The following is a 16597-nucleotide window of genomic DNA, read 5'->3' as shown; positions in this document are numbered from 1 at the left end:
CAAATATTCTCGAAAAAGCCCGGTTCTTGCAGGGAACCGGGCGCTGGCTGCGGCAATATTGGCCGTCAGGGGGATGTGGCGAAGCCAGCCATTCCCCCTCTGCATCAATGGATGTACTCAAGCAGGGGGGGCTGCGCTTCCAGTGTCGGCAGGTGACGGGCCCAGCGGATAAAAGCGTCGGCCAGGGTGATGCCGAGCTCCTGATTGTGCTGGGTCAGGGTGCGCGCCAGTGCGGTGTAACCCTCCTTGCCGGAGGCGGTATAGGCGCTCGACACCCCGCGATAGACCTGTGCGGCATTGACCGCTTGCCACTGGCCGGGGGCGGCTTCCCACTCCAGTCGGGTGATGCGCTGGCCCTTGGGCCGATCGGCCTGATAGGTGAATCGCACCCCTGCGGTGTAGGGGAAGCTGCCGTTGCCATTGCCGACCACGCCGTTGTTGGTGGCGTTGTCGATGGCATTCTCCAGCGCCTCCGCCAACTCGTGACCGTGCACCCGATAGAGGGTGAGGGGAATGGCAAACGGCAGCAGGCGACCGGCGATATCCGCTTCGCTCAGGGGGCCCGGCTCCAGCGAGCAGCGCACGCCGCCAGCATTGTGCAGGGCAAAGTCCACCTCGCCTACCTGTTCACGGGCAGCGGTCAGCATGGCGCGGGCCACCAGCGGGGCGAGCTGGCTGCCGTGCGGCAGGGTGGCATCCGGCAGCCGCTGATGGGGCAGTGGCGCCGCCAGTCGGGTGACGATGCGCTGGCTCATGGTTTCAATCTCAGGCCGATAGCGTTTGGCCAGATGTTTTTCAAGCTGTGCATCCGGCTCGCAGAAGGTGAGCCCGGCGGGTGGGGTGGAGGCAAATGGCCAGGGCTGCCAGGGGAGCCACTCCAGCTGCCCCTGACTCTGCACGACGCGGCCCGCCTCATCGAAGGTGAGCTCGCAGACACCGAGGCAGAGGGCGCTGTGGCCAGCGTGCAAAATAGCCACCCCGTTGTTCATCAGCGGATAACTGCCTTCGCTTGGCAGACCCAGCGGCGCGAGATCGCCGAGCAGGCTATGGGTATGGCCGCCGATGATGAGGCTGAGCTCGGGGAAGCGCTCGGCCAGCAGCTTGTCCTGATCCAGCCCGAGGTGGCTCAGCAGCACGATATGCTGGATCCCTTCGCGCTTGATCTCCTGCAACACCCTGGTGAGGGTGTCGGCGACCGCGTGGAAACGGGTGTGGGGATCCGGGTTGGCGATGGCAGCCATCTGGGCGAGGGTGATGCCGAGCAGCGCAAAGGGAACCCCGTCGATCATCTGACGATGCCAGGGCTGATGGGCGTCGTAGAGATGGGGAATATCCCACAGCCCAAGCGGCGTGTCGGCAGGCTCCTGACTGTTATCCAGATTGGCGGCCAGCACCGGAAAATCGAGCTGGCGCAAGAACTCCACCAGTGGGCCGTTGCCCAGATCGAACTCATGGTTGCCAAGTACCATGGCATCGGGGGCCAGCATGGCGAGCAGGTCGGCGTTGGCGCGCCCTTTGAAGCGGTTGAAATAGAGCGAGCCCTGAAAGGAGTCGCCACCGTGCAGAAACAGAAAACGCTGGCCGGCAGCTGCGGCTTTTGCACGCAGTTGGGTCAGTCGGGTCAGGATCCGGGCATAACCGCCGCACTGGGTGCGCCACTGGCCTTCACCGATAGGGGAGAAGCTCATGGGCGCGCCATCGAAGTGGGAGTGGCAATCACTGAAATGGGCAAGTTGAACCGTAATACTCATCTCGGTCCTCCTTAGGGGAAAATGAGCACCGAGTCTACTGCAAAGGAGGGGGAGGATACCAGCCCGGCAGGGTGCCGGGCTGGTCAGCGATCAGGCGGGTACCATGATCTGGGTGGCGACGATCACCACCAGCAGGCCGACGGCGACCGGCATACTGGTGCGCTTGACCACCTCGAACGGCGAGAGCTTGCCCATCCCCGCACAGGCGACCACCACCCCGGAGACCGGAGAAATGGTGCGACCCAGGTTGGAGGCTTGCAGCATCGGGATCACCAGATAGGCCGGGTTGATGCCAAGGCTGCTGGCCAGGTTGGGGATCAACTCCACGAAGGCGTAGAAGGGGGCATTACCCGAACCGGTGGTGAAGGCGGCCAGGGTGGTGATCACCACCAGTGACAGCATCATGATCAGGCCGCCGGAACCGAGATCCTGCGCGTGAGCAAGCAGGGTGTCGATAAAGCCGATGGTCATCAGACCCTGGGCGAAGACGCCAGCACCGACCAGCAGCATGACCACACCGGCAAAGGCATCAGCCATGTTGCGCCAGCAGACCTGCAGACCGTCCAGCAGCTCCTTGCCATTTCGGATCCGCACGAGCTCCAGCAGGCTGGCCAGCACCATGCACATGACGATGATGGTGACGATATCCAGCTGCGGACCCCATTTGCCGTCAAATACCAGCACCCCGATGATGGGGGTAAAGGGCAGGATGGCGTAGAAGGCAGGCGCAGTCGTCACCAGGTCACCCGGGGCGACCGGCTCGTTGTGCTCACCGGATTTTTGATCAAGGTAGCGCTGCCAGAAGAAGTGGGTCACCGCCATACAGGCGATCGCCACCAGCGAGATGGGCAGGGTCAGCTTGAAGGCAAAGTCCAGCAGCGGCATGTTGGCGGCCTGGGCGGCCATCACCACGTCCCCTGAGGTCGGTGCCAGAATAATGGCGGCTGGCGAGGCGCACACGGCTGCAGCCGCGCCACGGGAGATCCCCATGTTGACCATCAGCGGAAACAGGGTTGCCATCAACAGCACGCCGAGGCCGGTAGCGGAGCTGACCGCCAGCGACATGGCGCAGGCCACCAGATAGGCAGCCACCAGCAGAATATAGGGGGACTTGATGATGCCAAGCGGTTTGCTGGCCAGCTTGACCAGAATGGTGTTGGCGCCGATATGGCTCATGTAGCCGGCGAAGCCGCACAGCACCATGATCAGCATCCCCAGTCCACCGCCACGGTCATTGAGCAGGAAGCGGACGTATTCGAAGATATCGGTTGCGATATAGCCGGTGCTGACCACTTTGCTCGGCAGTACCGGCTTGCCCATCATGGCGGTGATGACCAGCAGCAGCAAGCCGCCGCTCAGCAGCACCCCGGTCGCGGAGTATCCTTTGAAAATGGCACGGCCCACCACCAGGGTGACCAGGGTGCCAACAATGAGTTCCAGCATATGTTGCCTTCTGATTGGATGAGAGTGGAAGGAGTCTATTCCGATAGGGGTAGAGTGGCGACTGGAAACAGGATGTTGTGTGAGCTAAATCAACGTTTAACCCCATGAACAGAATTAAAGAAAGGTAAAGGTACTTTACCCAGCGGGTTTGGCTACCTACCCTTGCCAGCCTTGGTTGTCTTTTGAGGCTTTTATATGGTGATTGGTGATTTTTCAGGCATTAAACGCTCTCTTTTCCTGCTCGCGATGCTATTTTCACCTACTTGCGTGTTTGCGGTAACCAATGACGGTTTTCATCAAACCGGTCCTCATCAGGCGGTCGCCATGCGGCGTCTCATGGCTCCCCACTCTTACGGCGTACTGGTGGTTGCCGAGGGGAACAGACCCCGTTTTGCCGCGCTGGCATCCAAAACCACCGAAGCAAACTGCCTGGCCCGTCATGCCATCCGGGTAGATGGGGTCGCGTTGCTGGTCACCCCGAGATTTTATGCCAAAGAGGGAAAACGGGGACTTTGCGAGCTGTGGCTCAATGAGGGGGCAGATCAGGACTTTTTTGCCAACCGTCTTAAAAATGATCATTTCATTCAGATAGATGGTCATGACATCAATGTGAAAAACTATCACCTCGACTGGCAGCGCATCAGTCGTCCTGCTCAATAAAAATACAGTTTCATCCTTGTGCCATACTTTGCTCACGCAACCTGTGAGCTTGCTCTGATTTCTGGGCTCATCATTGTATTGCGCCGCCTCTTGGTCACACATAGGCTATACCCGTCATCTGTGTGGCGGTGGGTTTCACCAAGGTTGGTACTCCGCCCGTGCAATCAAGGAAGGTAGTCTGGCATGGTCAGCAAGGTTTATGGAGTAGTGGGGAGCGTGCTATTGCTGTTGCCCCTGATGAGTCAGGCTCAGCCGAGCCGGCCGCAAGTGGTGCCAGAGTCCCGCATCAATGTCCGTTTTTATGAGGTAAGTGCTGCCCAGCCAGATCAACTGGCACGCGCCATTGCTCAGAGTGCCCCCAAGGTGAATGGCAAGCCTGTGCTCGGCAAGGCGAGTTATCAGGTGGACTGGCAGCTGGAAACCGACCAGTTGCCGGGGCGCTGCCAGCTCAAACGGGTAACGGTAACGACTCATGCCACTGTATTGTTGCCCCGCTGGCGTCAGAGTTCGGAGGGGAGTGACCCTGCTCGCCAGCGCTGGGGTCGGCTGCTCTCCAGCATGTTTGACTATGAATCCCGTTTCAAAGAGATGGTGCTGCAAGGCGGAAATCAGGTGGGTGGCGCTATTGCTGGGCTACCCGGACATGCAGATTGCCAGGCGTTGCGGTATGCCGCGTGGGCTGCTGGCAGTGGCGAATTGAACAAGGTTAAGGCACGGGTAGACGATTTCCAGCGTCAGACGGGTTACGGCGAACAGCTCGGGGTGCACTGGCCCAAGTGAACTCTGTCTGGAGGTGCGAAGCCCTGCCAAACCCGGTCAATATGGCACGATTCAACATCTGAAATGGCCGCCCCACCGGGCGGCCATTTCATTGCAGACAGCGCCATGTTTAGACCAGCGCCTTGCCTTTGAGCAGTTTGCGCACCCAGTAACGGGCAGGGTGGAGCGCTTCCAGTAGATCGGCGGCCAGTGGCAGGGGCTCACCGCAGATCTCGCTGGCGAGCAGCTCGCCACAGAGCGGCGCCGAGCAGAGACCCCGCGAACCGAGCGCCCCCAGCACATAGAGGCCGGGGTGAAGGGGGAGCGGCTGGGCGTTGTGCTGTTCATGCTGCAGCTGCACATAATGATCCGCCAGACCTTGCAATCTGGCCACTGGCCCCACCACCGGCAGGTGATCCCGGCTGGCACAACGCACCCCCACGCGCGCCTCGTTGCCGCTCACATCCACCTCGGCGGGCCAGGTTTGCTCCGGCAGGCAGGCTTGCAAGCGCACCTGATTCTGGATTTGCTCCTCGGCACGAAACTCAAGGCTGCTCTGGTTACGGCCATAGCTGGCACCAATACAGTGTTGATCGTTGTGCATTGGCGTGAGGTAGCCATCGTAGCAGAGCACGGTATTAAGCCGGCTCAGGCTGGTTGAGGTCGGCACATGGCTTACCTGACCGCGTACCGGATAGAGCGGCAGCTCGGCAAAGGGGAGCAGTGATGGCAACTGGTGACCGGCGGCGACCACCAGATTGGGGGCCTGCCAGTGGCGGCCATCCTGGCTTTTTATTTGCCAGCCATCGGCCAGTTCAGTAATAGCGACCACCTCGGTATTGAACGCCACCTCAAGCAGCCCGCTGGCTTGCGCTTCTTTGATAGCTGCGTGGGTGAGATCGGCCGGACAGAGCCAGCCTCCCAGCGGGTAACTGACGCCGCTGTGGCCACAGGGCAGGCCAACCACCTGCTCTACCTCTGCTGTAGAGAGGGGATACATCAGCTCGGGGGGGAAGGGGCCCTGGCTCATTTTCGCCAGCTTGGCTGCCGATTTGTCGTCATAACCGAGCTGGGTTACCCCGCACAGTGCAAAAGCGATGGGATGTTGCGCGGCCAACGCCAGTAGCCGTTGGCGGGCATAGCCAAAAGCGAGTGAATAGAAGCGTGACAGGGCATCGTGCTCGCCGTTGAGCAGCGGATAGAGCGCGCCCTGGCGGTTGCCGGAGGCGCCGGTGGCCGGTTCGCCATCTGCACACAACAACGTCACCTTGCGGCCCCGCTCCACCAGAGAGAGCGCCGTCATGGCCGAGGCAATGCCGCCGCCGATGATCACTACCTCGCCAGCGCGTCCGGCAGGACGGGCATACCAAGGGGCTATGGTCTGCTGCGGCTGCTTGTCGGTGCGCTCCCCCACCAGCATCTCCCGCTTGCTACCGTGGCCCTTCACCTTCTTCATGGCAAAACCGGCGGCAATCAGGCCGCGACGGACAAAACCGGCACAGGTAAAGGTGGCGATGGAGCAATCGGGACGGGCGAGGCGAGCGAGACTATCAAACAGCTCCTGTGTCCACATCTCCGGGTTCTTGGCTGGGGAGAAACCATCCAGATACCAGGCATCCACCAGCCCCTCTGCCCGGTGAGGCACTTGCGGCAGCATATCCTTGATGTCGCCAAACCAGAGATCGAGGCGAATGCGGCCACCCGTAAAATGCAGGCGGTGGCAACCGGAAACCGGCAGTGGCCACTGGGCGACAAGATCCTGGCTCAAGTGGCCAAGTTCAGGCCAGGCGGCCAGCGCCTTGCGCAGATCGTCTTGGGTCAGGGGGTATTTCTCGAAACTGATGAAGTGCAGACGGGAGCCGTTACCGGATTGGGGCGCCTGTTCCAGGAAGGCTTGCATTGTCGCCAGAAAGTTAAGACCTGTGCCGAAACCTGTTTCACCTATCACGAAACTGTCACTATCGTGGTGCGAAAATCGCGCAGGTAGCCGGTTTTGCTGCAAAAAGACGTAGCGGGTTTCACTTAGACCGTTATCATTGGAAAAGTACACATCCCCGAAGTCACTGGAGACAGGAGTTCCCGCTTCATTCCAGTCCAATCGGGCATGATGTAAGGATGTTTGACTCACGTTTTCCTCGGCTCGCGTCACAAAATCGCGGGCATTCTACGTGAAAGCAGACCAGTTTGGCAGCCGAAAGCGGGTAGACTTGGCGCCAGTTTTTCCAGACGAGATGAATTAATGAGAAGAGCAGTGATCACCGGTATCGGCGTCATCTCCAGTATCGGCAACAACAAGGAAGAAGTGCTGGCCTCCCTGAAAGCAGGTAAATCCGGCATCACCTATTCCGAGCAGTTCGAGCAGCACAATCTGCGCAGCCGTGTCTGGGGTAACATCAAACTCGATCCGTCTGAACTGATCGACCGTAAAGTCATGCGTTTCATGGGCGACGCTGCGGCCTACGCCTATCTCTCCATGCAGCAGGCCATTGAAGATGCCGGTCTGGCGGAAGATCAGGTCTCCAACGAGCGTACCGGCCTGGTGGTCGGTTCAGGTGGTGCCTCCGGCAAGAACACTTCGGAATCTGTGGACATCGCCCGCGAGAAAGGGGTCAAGCGTGTGGGCCCTTACATGGTGCCGCGCACTATGTCCTCCACAACCTCTGCTTGCCTGGCGACCCCGTTCCAGATCAAGGGTGTCAATTACTCCATCAGTTCAGCTTGCGCCACCTCTGCTCACTGCATCGGTCACGCGCTTGAGCTGATCCAGCTTGGCAAACAGGATGTGGTCTTCGCCGGTGGCGGTGAAGAGCTGGACTGGTCCTCTACCATCCAGTTTGACGCCATGGGGGCCCTCTCCACCAAGTACAACGACATGCCGGAAAAAGCCTCCCGTACCTATGATGCGAATCGCGATGGTTTCGTTATCTCCGGTGGCGGCGGCATCCTAGTGATCGAAGAGCTGGAACATGCGCTGGCCCGTGGTGCTCACATCTATGCCGAGCTGACCGGTTACGGTGCTACCTCCGATGGCTATGACATGGTCGCGCCGAGCGGCGAAGGCGCGGTGCGTTGCATGAAGATGGCAATGCAGGGGGTTGGCAAGGTTGATTACATCAACACCCACGGTACCTCCACCCCGGTTGGCGATACCAAGGAGCTGGAAGCCATCCAGACTCTGTTTGGTGCCAACGGTCCCAAGATCTCTGCCACCAAGGCGATGACCGGCCATGCGCTCGGCGCTGCCGGCGTGCACGAGGCTGTCTACTCACTGCTGATGATGGAGCACGGCTTTATCGCTCCCAGCATCAACATCGAGACTCTGGACGAGAAGGCCGAAGGTCTGCCCATCGTGCGCGAGTACGAAGAGGCCGAGCTCAACACCGTCATGTCCAACAGCTTCGGCTTTGGCGGTACCAACGCCTCCCTAGTGTTCAGCAAGTTCAAAGCATGATTATCCGGTTGATATGAAAAAAGCGCCTCAGGGCGCTTTTTTTGTTTCCGTGATCTGCCATCACTCATTGCAGAGCAGAGCAGAGCAGAGCAGAGCAGAGCAGAGCAGAGCAGAGCAGAGCAGAGCGTCAACCATTGTAGGATAGGGGGCAGAGTTCAGCGCTGATGGTTGGTGTCAGGTGAGATCACACCAATAAGCCTGCTTCGCATCTTGGGAGAAAGGCAGATAGCAAGAAGGGAGCCTGAGGCTCCCTTCTTTGTTAGCGGTAATTTGATGGTTACTGGTTAGAACCAGAAGCCGATAATAAAGGAGCCTGCCAGCGTCAGCATCACGTTGGCCACCGCATAGGTACCTGCGTAGCCAAGCGCCGGAATGGAGCTGTTGGCGGCCTCGTTGACCACATCCATGGCGGGGGCGCAGGTACGGGCACCAGTGATGGCGCCGAGCAGCAGCGCCGGGTTCATTTTCAATACCCAGACCCCGAACAGATAACCGACAAGCACCGGCAGGGTAGTGACCAACATGCCGGAGAAGAGCACTACGGCACCCACTTCGCTCAGGTGATCCAGAATGCCGCCACCCGCCTTGAGGCCGGTGCTCACCATAAAGACCGCAAGACCGAGATCCTTGGCCAGTCGCAGGGCTCCGGGCGGTACGTAACCCACGGTGGGGTGGTTGGCCCGCAGATACCCCATCAGAATACCAGCCAACAGCAGACCGACGGCGTTGCCGAGGCCAAATTCAATCTGGCCGAACACAAGCGAGACGGAGCCGATCAGCAAGCCGAGCACGAAGAAGGTGGTGAAAGCCACTAGATCTGTGGTCTGGCTGTGGATACTGATAAAGCCGATCTTGTTGGCCAGCAGTTTGACCCGCTGTTTCTCGCCGCTGATCTGCAGCACATCGCCTTTTTGCAACATGATGTTGCGATCGAACGGCATCTCGATTTGGGAGCGTACCACCCGGTTGAGGAAGCACCCTTTTTCGGTGAGGTTGAGTTCCACCAGATGACGGCCGACCACTGCGTCGTTTTTCACCACTATCTCTTCGGTGACGATCTGCAGGTCGAGCAGGTTACGGTCAAACACCTCTTTACCGTTGCGATAGTTGACGTCCAGCTTCTCGTGGCTCTCGGGATAACCTACCAGGGCGATCTCGTCCCCTTCCTGAATGACGGCATCGCCATCGGGGCTTGCGAGAATGCCGTTACGGCGGATCCGCTCCACATAGCAGCCTGTGTGGGGGTAGATGCCGGTCTCCCGCAGGGTACGGCCACCGATCCAGGCCGCGAGCTCGGGACCAACCCGATAGGCGCGGATGATGGGCAGGTAGGTCTTGCGGCTGTCGCTGTCAGAGAGGCCCCGCTCACGGGCTATTTTCTGCGCCTCGGTGTTGAGGTCGAGTCGTGCCAGCGAGGGGAGGTAGCGAACCACCAGCATCAGGCCCACCAGACCGACCAGATAGGTCAGGGCATAGCCGATGCCCATGTTGTCGAGCACCGCCTGCATGTCGGTCTGATGGGGCAGATTGAGCAGACCGCTGCGCAGGGCATCCTGGGCACCTACCAGCGCGGGTGTCGAGGTGAGAGAACCAGCCAGGATCCCCGCGGCCATGCCCGGTCCCAGATTGAAGAACTTGGCCAGCCCCACCGTCAGCAGTAGGGCCGTCAGCAAGATCACCAGGGTCAGGGTGATGTAGTGGATGCCATCGCGCAGGAAGACGCTGAAGAAGTGAGGGCCAGCCTCGATCCCCACACAGAAGATGAACAGCATAAAGCCGACGTTTTCTGTGGTGGCCGTAAACTCGAAGCCCATCTGGCCGAACAGCAGGGCGGTGAACAATACGCCGATGGTGTTGCCAATCTGAAAGTTGCCAATTCGCACCTTGCCAAGCAGCAGGCCAAAAGCCAGTACCACGAAGAGCAGCAGGGAGTCGCTTTGATGTAGCAGTGTCACAAAATCTATGGTCATGCCCGGAAAAACCGAGGAAAAAAGTGGGGCCGATATTGTGCCGGATCTATCCCCAATAAAGAAGCACAAAGGGACGATTAATCGGTCGTTATTGGGCGCTATTTATGACGCTGGTGGCGTGATAGGGAGACACGCGAATGAAATCAGGGGATTTTTACTGCCATTGCCGATGTCAATTAGTGAAATATGCTGCCCGCTACCGAAGCTCTTTGGCGCAGGCAGATATTTTAGATTCTGCTGTCCAGCCGGTCGACAGGGATCAGTTTCAGCAGATTCAACCGATAGCAGTCATTGCTGGCAGAGGGCCAAATCAGGTTGATATCTACTCACCCGCCCTCGGGGAAAGGGTTGGCAAAAAGATACCTCCGAAAAGTGCCAATAGAGCCTATCACCCCGCTGTTCCTGAGGGGGCAAAAAAACAGCATAAAATCAGGTTGGCCAGCAAAATGACTCTTCGTCGGGGGCTATCACGGGCAATCCCGCGTCCTGACAGGGTTTGCTGTACTTACCCACAGAATCTGTGGATAACCCTGTTTATGAATCTTGTTCATCGCCCTCAAAGCCGCGCCAGTACTGGGATGCAAGGGCTGTTCAAAAAATACCGGAAGAAAAATGTTTGCATAAAAATCAAATAGTTAGGTGTGACAGGAGAAAACTCTGTCGAGCCGGAACGGGTAACAAAAGGGAGCATCGGCAGCAGGAAGGATCTTGTGCATTAAATTTGGCAGGAGAGGGCACTAAAGTGGATAACTTGCACCGAGATGGTGAGGAATTGGCTCCCCCGACTGGACTTGAACCAGTGACATACGGATTAACAGTCCGCCGTTCTACCGACTGAACTACGGGGGAACATCATGCAAGGAGGTGCATCATACAGAAGGTGTCCGAGGTGGTCAAGCCATTCGCGGGATGATGGCGCGGGTATACCGCTGCCAAACCCTCGGTTACACTGCTCCTCTGCTGTTTTGTGTCGGGAGTGTTCATGAGCAAATTGTTCAAGTTAGCCAGCCAGTTTAAACCCGCCGGGGATCAGCCTGCGGCGATTGCCCAACTGCTCGACGGCATCGAGTCAGGACTGGCCCACCAGACCCTGCTCGGGGTGACCGGTTCGGGCAAGACCTTCACCATGGCTAATGTCATCGCGACCCTCAACCGCCCCACCATGATTCTGGCGCCCAACAAGACCCTGGCCGCCCAGCTCTACGGCGAGATGAAGGAGTTCTTCCCGGATAATGCAGTGGAGTATTTCGTCTCCTACTACGACTACTATCAGCCGGAAGCCTATGTGCCGACCACCGACACCTTCATCGAGAAGGATGCCTCCATCAACGATCACATCGAGCAGATGCGATTGTCGGCCACCAAGGCACTGCTGGAGCGGCGCGACGTGGTGATTGTCGCCTCGGTATCGGCTATCTATGGTCTGGGGGATCCCCAAGCTTATCTGAGCATGATGCTGCATCTCAAAGTGGGGGATGTGATCAACCAGCGGGATATCCTGCGCCGTCTTGCCGAATTGCAGTACACCCGCAACGACATGGCCTTCCAGCGCGGTACCTTCCGGGTACGCGGCGAGGTGATCGACATCTACCCCGCCGAATCGGACAAGCTGGCGCTGCGGGTAGAGCTGTTTGATGAGGAGGTGGAGCGGCTCTCCCTGTTCGACCCGCTGACCGGCGCCATTGAGCAGACGGTGGTGCGCTACACCATCTACCCCAAGACTCACTATGCCACCCCGCGAGAGACTATCCTGGGGGCTATCGAACATATCAAGGAAGAGCTGCGCAGCCGCCGCGAGCAGCTGTTGTCCCTCAACAAACTGGTGGAGGAGCAGCGCATCAGCCAGCGTACCCAGTTCGATATGGAGATGATGCAGGAGCTGGGCTACTGCTCCGGCATCGAGAACTACAGTCGTTACCTCTCCGGCCGTGCGCCGGGGGAGCCGCCGCCCACCCTGTTTGACTACCTGCCGGGGGACGGCCTGCTCATCATTGATGAGTCCCATGTGACCGTGCCGCAGATTGGCGCCATGTTCAAAGGGGACCGATCCCGCAAGGAGACCCTGGTGGAGTACGGCTTCCGGCTCCCCTCGGCGCTGGACAACCGGCCGCTCAAGTTCGACGAATTTGAAACGCTGATGCCGCAGACGGTGTTTGTTTCGGCGACTCCGGGCCCCTACGAGCTGGAGAAGTCCGGCGGCGATGTGGTGCAGCAGGTGGTGCGCCCAACCGGCCTGCTCGATCCGGAGATCGAGGTGCGTCCTGTGACTACTCAGGTGGACGATCTGCTCTCCGAGATCCGCAAGCGGGTCGCCGTCGAGGAACGGGTGCTGGTTACTACCCTGACCAAGCGGATGGCGGAAGACTTGACCGAGTATCTGGCGGAGCACGACGTCAAGGTGCGCTATCTCCACTCCGACATCGATACCGTAGAGCGGGTGGAGATCATCCGCGATCTGCGTCTCGGCAAGTTCGATGTGCTGGTGGGTATCAACCTGTTGCGGGAAGGTCTCGATATGCCGGAGGTGTCGCTGGTGGCCATTCTGGATGCGGATAAAGAGGGCTTCCTGCGCTCTACCCGCTCGCTGATCCAGACCATCGGTCGGGCGGCGCGCAACCTCAACGGCAAGGTCATCCTCTACGGCGATACCATCACCAACTCCATGAAGGTGGCAATTGAGGAGACCGAGCGGCGCCGCGCCTTGCAGCATGCCTATAACCTCAAGCATGGGATCACCCCCAAAGGGCTCAACAAATCCGTTGGCGATGTGATGGACATGGGAGGCAGCCGCACTGTAGGCAAACCAGGCAAGGGGATGCGCAAGGCGGCCGAGCCGCAAGGGGAGTACCATGTCCGCTCTGCCAACGAGATTGCCAAAGAGATCAAGCGGATGGAGGAGCAGATGTTCCAGCATGCCAGGGATCTTGAGTTCGAACAGGCTGCGGCACTGCGGGATCAGATCCAGCAGTTGCGCAGCGAGTTGATCGAATCATGAGCCGTAAACGCTGGGTTGTCTGGCAACGACTGTGTCGTCTCTATCATGGCTTTCGCCATCCCGGTACCCCCTGGTGGGCAAGGGGCCTGGTGATCCTTATCCTGCTCTATGGCATCAGCCCGGTGGATCTTGTTCCCGACGTGGTGCCCTTGCTGGGTTGGTTCGATGACGTGACCCTGCTGCTGGTGTTGCTGTGGGGTTGGGAGCGTTGCCTTCCCCCCGCCGTGCGCAGCGATCTGGAACAGGTGCCTCATTGATAGAGCGGTCCGCTTCTTCGGGTTGCTTCGATGCATCGTATGGCAATCTGCGGAAAAACGGTTTCATTTGAAGGTGAGCACAGCAGGATGAAAAAGAGGCTGACCCAGAGATTGTCGCCCGAATGGCATTGGCGTAGACTCCACGCCGTTCACTTTATGGGTATGGAAAAAATGGATCTGATCCTCTTTGCAATCGACTTTATCCTGCACGTTGACGTGCATTTGAAAGAGCTGTTCGAGAACTATGGCGTCTGGGTTTACGCCATCCTGTTTCTGATCATCTTCTGTGAAACCGGGTTGGTAGTGACGCCGTTCCTGCCGGGTGACTCCCTGCTGTTTGCCGCCGGTGCGCTTACTGTGGGCAGCGTGCTGGACGTCCATACCCTGGCGGCCGTGCTGATCATCGCTGCCGTGCTGGGCAACGTGGTCAACTACACCATTGGTCACTTCTTTGGCGAGCAGCTGTTCCGCAACCCGGACTCCAAAATCTTCCGCCGGGATTATCTGGAGAAGACCCACGCCTTCTATGCCAAGCATGGTGGCAAGACCATCATCATCACCCGCTTCCTGCCAATTGTGCGTACCTTTGCGCCGTTCGTGGCAGGGATGGGGGCCATGACCTATCCGCGCTTCCTGGCGTTCAACCTGGTTGGCGGCCTGCTGTGGGTACTCTCCTTCGTCTATGCTGGCCACTTCTTTGGCAATCTGCCGGTGGTGCGTCATAACTTTACCCTGCTGATCTTCGGCATCATCGGTATCTCCCTGTTGCCTATGGTAATTGGCGCAGTCAAGGCCAAGATGAGCACTGCCAGGGCGTAACCAGAAATACGGTCAGCCAGAACGAGAAAGGGGGAGCCATGATGGCTCCCCCTTTTTATCTCCACACGGCCATGATGATCAGTTGCAGCAACGCCCTTTCACCAGATTGCCGATGGCCACCACGGTGAAGACCAACAGGTAAGCGGCGAAGATGACGACCAGCCACTGGGGCATGGAGTAACCGAAGAACTGCCAGGTGATCTGGGCACAATCCCCTTCCGGCATAAAGAGCCAGGGGAGCCACTGATCGAGCGGAGCCCAGCTCGGGAAGTCGGCAAACGGGCTGCAGACGTTGAATGGGGAGGGGTTAACCTGATAGTCCACATGCTTGAGGGCCAGCTGGAAGCCACGGAAGGCACTGTAGCCCCACAGCAACATGGCACTCCAGCGAACATACCACTTATCCGGCGCCACCATGCCGAGCAGACCGGCGGCCAGCACACCCAGGGTCGCCAACCGTTCGTAAACACACATCACGCACGGGGAGAGGCCCAGCACATGCTGGAAGAAGAGGGCGCACAACTCGAGGAACAGGGCTGATGCTGCCAACAGGCCCCAAGCCAGCCGATGGGCGGCGATACGGCGGAGAAACTCGATCATCTCATTGATCTCTCAGAAAAAACAGTGGCTGAATTAGAGCAGAGCGGGGCAGAAAAGAAAAGGGCCCTGAAAGGGCCCTCGGAAACCGTCGCAACGGATTAATGCAGCGCTGGCTGTACCGCTGGCAGCGCACTCTCCATCACCAGCCATCCGTGCTGATAGAACCATTCGGTGGCAGGGCCAAGCAGTAATTCGACAGAGAAAAAGCCGACCAGCCCCAGCACCAATGTGTAGGGTAGCGCCATCCAGACCATGCGGCCATAGGAGAGGCGCAGCAGCGGCGCCAATGCCGAGGTGAGCATAAACAGGAAGGCGGCCTGACCATTGGGGGTGGCGACCGATGGCAGGTTGGTACCTGTGTTGATGGCTACCGCCAGCAGATCGAACTGGGCGCGGTCGATGGCACCGTTGAGCAGAGCAGTCTTCACCTCATTGATGTAGACGGTGCCGACAAAGACGTTGTCACTGACCATGGAGAGTAGACCGTTGGCTACATAGAAAAGCGCCAATTGTTGCTCTTGTTCCGCCGAAAGAACCCACTGGATCACCGGCTTGAACAACTGCTGATCGATGATGACGGCGACCACGCTGAAAAACACAGCCAGCAGGGCGGTAAAGGGCAGCGCCTCTTCAAAGGCCTTGCCCAGAGCATGCTCTTCGGTAATTCCGGTGAACGAGGTTGCCAGCACGATGACCGAGAGGCCAATCAATCCTACCGCTGCAAGATGCAGAGCCAGGCCGACGATTAACCAGATGGCGATCAGAGCCTGTACCATCAGCTTGGCTTTGTCCTGCTGGGTGCGTTTGGCATTCTCATGCAGGTTGTACTCCTCCATTATGGCGCGCACCGACTCCGGCAATTTGGCACCATAACCGAACCATCCCATCTTCTCGACCAGCACACAGGTAAGCAAACCGCAAATAAAGACGGGGAGCGAGACGGGGGACATACGAATGGCAAACTCGCCAAAGTGCCAGCCAGCCTGCTCGCCGATGATGAGGTTTTGCGGCTCGCCCACCAGGGTGCAGACACCACCCAGCGCGGTACCGATGGCGGCATGCATCATCAGGCTGCGCAGGAAGGCGCGGAACTGCTCGAGAGCCTGATAGTGGTCTTCCTTTACTTCCTGATCATGGGTGTGGTCATGTGCATGTCCAAATCCCTTGCCGGACGAGACCTTGTGATAAATGGCATAAAAGCCGGTGGCGACACTGATCACCACGGCAATCACGGTCAGGGCATCGAGAAAAGCTGACAGGAAGGCGGACACCAGACAGAAGGAAAGGGAGAGCAGGATCTTGGAGCGTACGCCGATCAGCAGCTTGGTGAAGACATAGAGCAGCAGCTGCTTCATGAAATAGATGCCTGCCACCATGAACACCAGCAACAGCAGCACTTCGATATTCGCGACCAGCTCGTGCTTGACCTGATCGGCGGAGGTCATGCCGATCAACACGGCTTCGATCGCGAGCAGACCGCCCGGTTGCAGGGGGTAGCACTTGAGGGCCATGGCCAGGGTGAAGATAAACTCAACGACCAGTAACCAGCCCGCAATGAAAGGATCAAGGTGGAAGGCAATCGGATTGATCACCAGAAATAGCAAGATGGCGCTTTTATACCACTGTGGTGCATTGCCCAAGAAGTTCTTGGCGAATGCCTGCCCTAGGCTTATTGGCATGATAATGGGTCTCAACTTTGTTGTTAGGATCTGCTTCTATGCAGTCAAGGATGATTCGACCTGTGCCTCCGGATGTTGGCCTTTATCTGTCTGATTCCTCGTGATTTTAATCAAAAAGCGTGACGATTATAAATGATAGCCGATGGATCTCTGCCCATGTGTCTGTTTTATAACCACCTTGTCGGGGTTGGCTGGCTCCCTCGTGGCGATTAG

Annotated in this window: 13 protein-coding genes and 1 tRNA gene; 7 read left to right on the top strand and 7 right to left on the bottom strand. The window is 58.5% G+C overall.

All coding sequences use genetic code 11. The features are described 5' to 3' along the window. Positions 1 to 104: 104 nt before the first annotated feature. Together I6L35_RS17330 and dcuC are read right to left on the bottom strand one after the other, a co-directional pair. Entirely contained in the window at positions 105 to 1751 is a 1647-nt protein-coding gene (locus I6L35_RS17330) for a bifunctional UDP-sugar hydrolase/5'-nucleotidase (protein ID WP_216978863.1), read from the bottom strand. Between the two features lie 90 nt (positions 1752 to 1841). Continuing rightward, positions 1842 to 3194, bottom strand: a complete 1353-nt coding sequence (gene dcuC / locus I6L35_RS17325; protein ID WP_005336914.1) for an anaerobic C4-dicarboxylate transporter DcuC — start codon at positions 3192 to 3194, stop codon at positions 1842 to 1844. Between the two features lie 195 nt (positions 3195 to 3389). On the opposite strand from dcuC, the gene I6L35_RS17320 reads away from it, so the two are divergent. Both I6L35_RS17320 and I6L35_RS17315 read left to right on the top strand, forming a co-directional pair. Beyond that, the gene (locus I6L35_RS17320; protein WP_216953505.1) at positions 3390 to 3854 is read left to right on the top strand and encodes a hypothetical protein; all 465 of its coding nucleotides are present in this window, start codon (positions 3390 to 3392) and stop codon (positions 3852 to 3854) included. Positions 3855 to 4037: 183 nt separating this feature from the next. Continuing rightward, on the top strand, positions 4038 to 4634 hold the full coding sequence (locus tag I6L35_RS17315; protein ID WP_216978862.1) for a DUF922 domain-containing protein: 597 nt from the start codon (positions 4038 to 4040) through the stop codon (positions 4632 to 4634). A gap of 109 nt (positions 4635 to 4743) precedes the next feature. Here the strand turns inward: I6L35_RS17315 and mnmC are convergent, their stop codons facing one another. After that, complete coding sequence (gene mnmC, locus I6L35_RS17310; RefSeq protein ID WP_216978861.1) at positions 4744 to 6762, bottom strand: bifunctional tRNA (5-methylaminomethyl-2-thiouridine)(34)-methyltransferase MnmD/FAD-dependent 5-carboxymethylaminomethyl-2-thiouridine(34) oxidoreductase MnmC; 2019 nt, start codon at positions 6760 to 6762, stop codon at positions 4744 to 4746. A 90-nt stretch (positions 6763 to 6852) separates the two neighbouring features. Here mnmC and fabB point away from each other — a divergent pair, with 90 nt between their 5' ends. Then, the gene (gene fabB, locus I6L35_RS17305; protein ID WP_216978860.1) at positions 6853 to 8064 is read left to right on the top strand and encodes a beta-ketoacyl-ACP synthase I; all 1212 of its coding nucleotides are present in this window, start codon (positions 6853 to 6855) and stop codon (positions 8062 to 8064) included. A gap of 284 nt (positions 8065 to 8348) precedes the next feature. Here fabB and I6L35_RS17300 read toward each other — a convergent pair whose 3' ends face one another. Then, positions 8349 to 10034: an aspartate:alanine antiporter gene (locus I6L35_RS17300; RefSeq protein WP_005345980.1), complete on the bottom strand. Its 1686-nt coding sequence runs from the start codon at positions 10032 to 10034 to the stop codon at positions 8349 to 8351. A gap of 137 nt (positions 10035 to 10171) precedes the next feature. Between I6L35_RS17300 and I6L35_RS17295 the strand changes: the two genes are divergently transcribed. Further along, the gene (locus I6L35_RS17295) at positions 10172 to 10669 is read left to right on the top strand and encodes a hypothetical protein (RefSeq protein WP_216978859.1); all 498 of its coding nucleotides are present in this window, start codon (positions 10172 to 10174) and stop codon (positions 10667 to 10669) included. Between the two features lie 138 nt (positions 10670 to 10807). Here I6L35_RS17295 and I6L35_RS17290 read toward each other — a convergent pair. Then, positions 10808 to 10883: transfer RNA gene (locus I6L35_RS17290), tRNA-Asn, on the bottom strand. 133 nt (positions 10884 to 11016) lie between these two features. On the opposite strand from I6L35_RS17290, the gene uvrB reads away from it, so the two are divergent. The 3 genes from uvrB to I6L35_RS17275 all read left to right on the top strand — a co-directional run bounded on the left by uvrB (position 11017) and on the right by I6L35_RS17275 (position 14105). Then, positions 11017 to 13029, top strand: coding sequence for an excinuclease ABC subunit UvrB (uvrB, locus tag I6L35_RS17285; protein WP_216978858.1), 2013 nt, complete (start codon positions 11017 to 11019; stop codon positions 13027 to 13029). Then, entirely contained in the window at positions 13026 to 13286 is a 261-nt protein-coding gene (locus tag I6L35_RS17280; protein ID WP_005345974.1) for a YkvA family protein, read from the top strand. Before uvrB ends, I6L35_RS17280 begins: the two co-directional genes overlap by 4 nt. Positions 13287 to 13457: 171 nt before the next feature. Next, positions 13458 to 14105, top strand: a complete 648-nt coding sequence (locus I6L35_RS17275; RefSeq protein WP_040069761.1) for a DedA family protein — start codon at positions 13458 to 13460, stop codon at positions 14103 to 14105. A gap of 78 nt (positions 14106 to 14183) precedes the next feature. On the opposite strand, the gene dsbB is transcribed toward I6L35_RS17275, so the two are convergent. Continuing rightward, positions 14184 to 14705, bottom strand: coding sequence for a disulfide bond formation protein DsbB (gene dsbB, locus I6L35_RS17270; protein ID WP_005336895.1), 522 nt, complete (start codon positions 14703 to 14705; stop codon positions 14184 to 14186). Between the two features lie 98 nt (positions 14706 to 14803). Continuing rightward, positions 14804 to 16384 carry a sodium/proton antiporter NhaB gene (nhaB, locus tag I6L35_RS17265; RefSeq protein ID WP_216962989.1) on the bottom strand — a complete coding sequence of 527 codons (1581 nt, stop codon included), beginning with the start codon at positions 16382 to 16384 and terminating at the stop codon, positions 14804 to 14806. Positions 16385 to 16597 lie beyond the last annotated feature (213 nt).

The organism is Aeromonas sp. FDAARGOS 1405 (assembly GCF_019048265.1).
In the GTDB taxonomy this organism is placed as follows: Bacteria; Pseudomonadota; Gammaproteobacteria; order Enterobacterales; family Aeromonadaceae; genus Aeromonas; species Aeromonas veronii_A.
This window is presented reverse-complemented; position numbering and strand designations above follow the sequence as displayed.

Bases quoted from the DNA above. Each gene is read 5' to 3' on its own strand.
- nhaB (WP_216962989.1), bottom strand. From the start codon at position 16,384: ATGCCAATAAGCCTAGGGCAGGCATTCGCCAAGAACTTCTTGGGCAAT.
- I6L35_RS17315 (WP_216978862.1), top strand. From the start codon at position 4,038: ATGGTCAGCAAGGTTTATGGAGTAGTGGGGAGCGTGCTATTGCTGTTG.
- dcuC (WP_005336914.1), bottom strand. From the start codon at position 3,194: ATGCTGGAACTCATTGTTGGCACCCTGGTCACCCTGGTGGTGGGCCGT.
- fabB (WP_216978860.1), top strand. From the start codon at position 6,853: ATGAGAAGAGCAGTGATCACCGGTATCGGCGTCATCTCCAGTATCGGC.
- I6L35_RS17275 (WP_040069761.1), top strand. From the start codon at position 13,458: ATGGATCTGATCCTCTTTGCAATCGACTTTATCCTGCACGTTGACGTG.
- I6L35_RS17295 (WP_216978859.1), top strand. From the start codon at position 10,172: ATGAAATCAGGGGATTTTTACTGCCATTGCCGATGTCAATTAGTGAAA.
- I6L35_RS17280 (WP_005345974.1), top strand. From the start codon at position 13,026: ATGAGCCGTAAACGCTGGGTTGTCTGGCAACGACTGTGTCGTCTCTAT.
- I6L35_RS17320 (WP_216953505.1), top strand. From the start codon at position 3,390: ATGGTGATTGGTGATTTTTCAGGCATTAAACGCTCTCTTTTCCTGCTC.
- uvrB (WP_216978858.1), top strand. From the start codon at position 11,017: ATGAGCAAATTGTTCAAGTTAGCCAGCCAGTTTAAACCCGCCGGGGAT.
- I6L35_RS17330 (WP_216978863.1), bottom strand. From the start codon at position 1,751: ATGAGTATTACGGTTCAACTTGCCCATTTCAGTGATTGCCACTCCCAC.
- dsbB (WP_005336895.1), bottom strand. From the start codon at position 14,705: ATGATCGAGTTTCTCCGCCGTATCGCCGCCCATCGGCTGGCTTGGGGC.
- I6L35_RS17300 (WP_005345980.1), bottom strand. From the start codon at position 10,034: ATGACCATAGATTTTGTGACACTGCTACATCAAAGCGACTCCCTGCTG.